This window comes from Capnocytophaga sp. oral taxon 329 str. F0087 (assembly GCF_000213295.2).
In the GTDB taxonomy this organism is placed as follows: Bacteria; Bacteroidota; Bacteroidia; order Flavobacteriales; family Flavobacteriaceae; genus Capnocytophaga; species Capnocytophaga leadbetteri_A.
Map to the genome: position 1 here is coordinate 1 of NZ_KN390062.1, position 6,809 is coordinate 6,809.

The window sequence follows — 6,809 nt, forward strand, 5'->3', positions numbered from 1 at the left end:
CTGAATATGTAAACTCATCAGGAGTTGCTTGAACGGTAGGGGTTGGCGTTACAGCTGGTACTGTTACCTCTACGGTTGTTGTTGCACAAGCTGTTGGCGTTGCTACAGTACAGATTTGATATGTTAGCGTATAGATGCCTGCTGGCGTATTGTTCGGCACAATTACATTACCATTGGTTGTATCAATACGTGGTACAATGGTTCCTGTTGGAGTACTTACTTGGCTAATCGTTACATTGCTTGTTGTAGCCGATGTAGTACCGCTAACTGTATCGTTGGTAAGTACATTACCTACTGTTTGAGTTCCTGTACCTGAATATGTAAATGTATCTGGATTTGCCTCTACAGTAGTTGGCGAGTATATATTCACAGTTACTGTTGCTACATCGCAGTTGGTAGTAGCAGTAGGTACACCTGACAAATCTTTCTCACAAATCTTATAAGTAATAGTATAAGTGTTAGCAGGTGTTCCCGCAGGTACTACTACCCCTCCTGTAGTAATATTAATATAAGGTACAGTGCCTGATGGGGCTGCTGGAGTAACTACACTTAGAGCTACATTGCCTATAGTAGCCTGATTACCATCAAGAGTATCTGAACCTGATGGAGGATTATTAAGCACATTGCCTATAGTATATTCAGTGGTAGTTACTACGCCAGCAAAACTATCGTCATTAGCTATTATTTCAGCTTGTTTTACAATAGTAAGAGTAGCTGTATCGCAAATCACTGGGGCTGCTATCGTACAGATACGATACTCTACGTTATAAGAGCCTGCTGGAGCAGAAGCTGGCACCTGTAGTGTACCATTAGGATTTATAGCCAATCCTGTTATACCACTATTATAGGTGATAGTAAGCGTTGTATTGGCAGTAGTTACTGAAGTAACTCCTGTAGGAGCTCCATAAATATCATTTGCGAGTATGTCTACGCTGCCTCCTGTTTTAGGCAAGGTCTTCACACCGTCATTTACAGCTTTAAGAGTCACAACCTTCACTGTAGCAATAGCTGTACTACAGTTAGTAGGATTGTCTTTTTCGCATATTTTATAACTAATAGTATAAGTACCCGCTGGTGTATTAGGGAGTACTGTTATTGTACCATTAGTATTAGTAGCCATATGAGCAGGCGCTGTACCCCACGTTAGATTTACCTCTGAAGGATTGATAGGTGCAGTGCCTCTTAAGTCATTTTCAAACACAGTAGCAGTAGTAGTGCCTCCTGAGAGTCCCGTTATAGTACCCAAATCATCAGGTTTAGCTTCTAATCTAGGAGCTACTACCACAGTAACAGTAGCAGTACTACAATCTGCAGGGTTAGCTTTAGCACAAATACGATAGCTAATTTTATATTCACCTATAGGTGTATTGGCAGGTACTTCTACATCACCATTATTTTTCACTACTGGTACAGTACCTGTTCCTGCCGAAGTAATATTGCTAATACTTACAGTAGCAGTAGTAGCGGTTACCCCTCCTACTTTGTCATTGCTTAATATATTACCTGTTGTAGTAGCCGTTGTAATAGGTGCAAATACTTTATAAAGATCGTCTTTAGCTACTATATTGCACACAGTTACACTCACTGTTACATTAGCTTTCTCGCTCTCACAACCTGAAGACTGTACTAAGCTTACTTGATAAATACCGTCTTGTAGCGTATCAGTATCTGTCAATGCTACCCCTGCACTATATACTTTTACAGCATTAGTTGCCATAGCATTAATCTTCAATTTAAGATCTAACGCTGTAGCTGGTGCACAGAAGTACTGAGGGGTTGTAACCGTAGGCGCATTAGGCGCTGGAGTTACTAATACAGTAACTGTTTGTGTTGCCTCGCAAGCATTAGTTCTTTTTACCTTTAACAAGTAGGTAATTGTTTTAGTAGCTGTAATATTAGCACCTGCATACGAAAATACGGGTTCTTTGCTATTAACATCTGACAAGTGTGCTAAATCACCTGCAGTAACAGCTTCCCAAGTATATCCTTCATAGGTAGGAGCTTGTGTGTTGTACACTATATTAGTTTTACCTATCTCGCAAGCAGTAACAGTAGCTACTAATCCTGTGATAGTTGTAGGAGCAGGTGCAGCTACTACTTTATCATTACACAAGCAAGGGTTGAATGTATTTCTGATAGATAGATACAAACGACAAAGTTGGTTTTGGTCTAACGATATTGTCTCGGTTCGGGTAGCTGTAGCCCCCGCTGCCAATACTAAGTTAGCAAGAGTAAAATCTTGCAACTTATTATCTATAGCTTCCTCTACGATACCATTATTATTAGTATCATCATACAAGCTCACTTTCAGGTCGCCCGTATACGAAACAGTAGCTGTAGTAGCATTTTGCACTACATATTGTATAGTTACTTTTTCTTTATTGCCTTCAGCTACAGAGCTGAGTTGTACATTCTTAATAACCAAATCAGCTCTTTCTAAAGGTATAGCTACCTCACCTCGCTTGATAGTAGTTTCTACTACCACTGGCGGACAAGTGATACCTGACTGACAAACAACACCTTCTACCGTGTCTGTAGTGTAGTACTGAAGTTTCCTCTCTTCCGCACAATTAGCAATAGGTGTATTTGCTTTTTGTTTTACTTTTATAGTATATTCAAAATAATCATCGTGCTCCATTCCCGAAGGAATTTTGATACTCAATTCAGTATTAGTACCTATCATCTTAGTAGGTGGTGTAGCTAAAGCAGCATCAGCAAAAGAACTTTTACTTTTATTGCCAGGAGTAAAGCTACCTGCTACATATTCAAAGCCTTCAGGAATACGTATTACTACTAATCCGTTAGTACCTGTTTGGAAATTATGTGCTGGCGATAAGTCGATAATCTGGTGTTTGCCTTTAAATTCAGCATAAGAGGTTGCACAAGCATTAGCATTACCACCTGTACTTACTAACTGATTATTTACTTTATATTTATTAGTATCAATACCTGCTATACCCGCTATAATAACCTTAGTTTTATCGCCTTCAGCTGGATTACCACATAGGTTATTACCCTCTATATCTATATCGAATGAAGAGCCTGCTACAAAATCGCAACTTGGTTGTACATTGAAGGTTAGCTTCAGGTTACGCTTATCCAAAACGGCTGGTTCTGTGATAGCCCCAGGCAAACTCTTATTAGGCAAAATAGCCGACAAATCGTAAATAAGTTTATTACCTGCTTGAGAAAAACCTATAGCAGGGGTTGAAGTCTGTGTATAGTAGTTACCACTATTTAGCGGATATTCTACTGTCACATCCGAAATAGTAATTCCAGTCTCTTGCACTACTACCAATTTAGCGTCGAAAAGGTCGCCCTCATCGCCACTATTTACGGTATATTCGTACTTAGTTTTCTGACACATAGGTATACTACCCACCTTATCCGGACTGCTTTCCCCTGGGTTTGAAGCGCTTGGTCTAATCTGTTTCAAACTCTTAGCTATCTTGACATTGTAGGTTATCTTCTGGTCGTGACAAGTTCTTCTATATCCTTGAGTAGGGTTCTCATTACAGTTCCAACCTGCATATACATCAAAGGTAAGATTAGGGTCATTACAATTGGTTATTTGGTACTCTAAACGATATCTTTTATCAGCATTTTTAGCAATAATACCGTTATTTCCTGCATCGCTTAAGAAATACATCTTTTCCCCTGTGATTGACTGAGGGGTAAAAGTGTTCACCACATTGCCTAAAGCATCTATCTCAGTAAGTTTAGTAATGCTAATACCTGTTACATCAGGTACTGATATCCATCCGTAAGGGGCATCAGATACACTAGTATTAGTAATTCTAAAATCAACGGTTTGGGTACGCTGATTAGCTGTAACGTTCTGTGGTGTCTCAGTAATGAGGTTGATTGCTGGTTTTTCAGAATATCTTATCCATTCTTGATAAGGCTCTTTCTGTACGAGTCTATTGGTTTTATCGGCATAGTGATAGTAAAAATCTTCAAAATCAATTTCTACCTTAGCCATTTGGTTATCGGCTGAGGCTTGTGTAGTACTCTGAAATATTTTAGAATCGCAAGTAGCTTGTAGCCACGTGCGTATCGTCTCGCCATAAGCATTTTCTACCGATATATTCCCCGGATTAAGGTAGCCTGCTGCCCCCTTAGCAGGGTTGATATAGGTATAAGTTTTATAAGTGCCGTCATTACTCATCGTGAAATTGGCAACAGGTATAAGCACATCATTTTCTACCCACTCATTTGATTTTCTGATATATGAGTATTCTACAGGTTTCACCATATTATAAGAGCTCGGTATAATTATTTTGAGCGTTTTAATACGGCGTGTAGGGCGAAACTCATTCGTATAGTAGGTACCTGCAGTACCAAAACGGCGTGCTAAATACACCTGATTAGCACCGATATTCGTTACCTCACAACCTTTTATATTATACGGGTTTGTACCGATTATCTTGTAAGTTTCGGCTATATAAAAAGGTGGTGTAAGTTTAGCGCCACAATATCTCGCATTAGTGTGATAGCCCTCAGTAGCAATGGCATTGTCTGACGGATTATCAAGCATATAAAAGAAAGTCTTACTACCTACTTGTATATCTTGTACATTATTGCGACTATTAGTGGTATTAGGGTTATTAACCTGATAAGTAGCTACTACTCTAAACTTATCTCCTACAGCTATACCAGCTGAAGGCAGAGCTGAAGAAAGATTCCAACGGAAATACTTAGTATCACTATAGGTACCTGAGGTAACTATAGCCGGTGAGGCTTGCAGCGTAACTGTAGCATTGCTGCCTACTGCTATAGCAATACTCTTAGGTATAAGGTTTGCTTTTGTGTTTACCTGTGCGTGATAATACAAGTTCTTAGTAATTACGCCTCCTTGCTCTCCTTCCGATATAATTTCTATATCATCTAAGTGAAGGGCACGACTGCGGTCTATAGCCGATACATTAGCACGAGTCTGGCGTGTATTCATCGTATAGTCTGTCCAACCGTACGAATTATCAGCACGTTCTGCCTTAGTGCTTAGCATTTTTGGCCCATTAGTACCACAAGCTCCTGCACATATGGCGCTAATCGAAGTTTGATTGCAGATAAGAGGAAACTCGCAATAGGTATTGGTATCTCCATTTTTATCTAAATAATAGATACTATACTTTAGAGGCAAATCACCTGAAGCACAAGGAGTAGTGAGTAGCATATCAAAAGTGATGTAGCCCTTAGTACCATCAGTAGTAGTATAAGAAAGCGTACCTCCTTTAGCTACATCAGGGATGAGAGCAGTAGGTGTTGTAGAGCCTTGCCCAAAACCATCTCCCTTATAAAATTTTATATTTTTAAGTTCTACGCCTGTAGGTAATACAATTTCATATCTAAATCTTCTATCTGCAGCAGTATCTTTTCTTCCGAAACCTTTTACAATATGCTGCGATATAATAGTATGATGCCCAAATGACAGATACCCAAATACAGAGTTGTTTTGCGATAACGAAGCAGGAAACTTAGAGTTATCCGATATACCTGTTAGCAGTCGTCTCAAAGTACTATTAGTAAGAGCTTGTGCTGCTGATTGTATCTCAGTACCACAAGCATCTTTATAAGTAAAATTAGAATGAGGCGACACACTAAAGGTTCCCTTATCATTTTGCAAACAAACAATAGGCTGATTTTTTACCATATCAAAACGTATGATAAGTTTGCCATTGATAGGCAAATCATCTTTAAAGCCATCACCATCCACGTCAGTAAGCCCTATATCTTTACCTGCCAAAGCTGTAGCCGATAAAGCTGCCAAATCTTTAAATGGTATTTCCCTAGGGGTAGTTTGGGTAGTGGTAGGTGTCATCGAATTGATAGGTATTTCTGTCCCGTCTGTAGCTACGATACGGAAATTAGCCGGTATATGATTTTTAAACCCTTTATCACTAAGATAAGGTGTTATATTCATCTGCAAATCATAGGCTGTAGCATTACCACTTCCTTTATTGATATACTGAGCGGTAAAAGTTCCTAAAGTAGTACCACAAAGACCATCTCCCCACTGAAAATAACTATTATTATAATCAATGTCTAATACTATATTGGGCGTACCTGTAGTTACGTTGATAGCGCGTGCTCTATCGCGTGCTTGGTATAATACTGAGGCACTCTCACCCCAATAGGCTTCGTATACTATTTGCCGATTCGAGTCACAGCCTACTACACTGTATTTCTCAGTGATAGTTATCTCGTCATTCAACTTAAAGCCTGTAGGCGACACTATTCTATATAGGGTAGCCCCTGTATTTTTGCCTACTCCAGAAGGAACGGTACCTACTGAAGACACTGCTGTACCGTTATAAGTCAGTTCATTACCGGTAACACCATTAGGATATTTTATAGAAAAATAAATTTCTTTTACTGTACCATTACCGGTATTTCTAAGTCCAAAGGTTTTAACACTACTACCCGAAGCATTATTATGGGTAGGCTCAGCTAACTGTACTACTATGTTAGGGATAGGCAAAGTGTATTGATTAGAATCTTTAGCGTCTACCCCTCCGCCAGAAGTTACTTCTACATTATCTTTAAAAATAGTACCTGCAGTTTGCAAACCTGCCAAAGCTGCTTTAGTTACTTTTCTTTTGATAGTAAAAGTAAGAGTACCTGCTCCTGAAATAGCAAACTTAGGAGTACCTGCAGAAGATGAACCTACGTGTGATATTGTAGGTGTACCACTAACTTTATGTAGTGAGCTCGCTACATACTCAATTCCTGTAGGAAAAGTAATTGTAACTGTTGAAGTTGCCGAAGGCAATGTAACAGTTACCGTCAGTGTTCCTGCTTCAAAATTT

General features: G+C 39.2%; 1 protein-coding gene. It reads right to left on the reverse strand.

The window, feature by feature from the left end; genetic code table 11:
• Positions 1-6,809 (reverse strand): gliding motility-associated C-terminal domain-containing protein (locus HMPREF9074_RS12470; protein ID WP_198133047.1); only part of this gene is annotated, 6,809 nt, incomplete at both ends.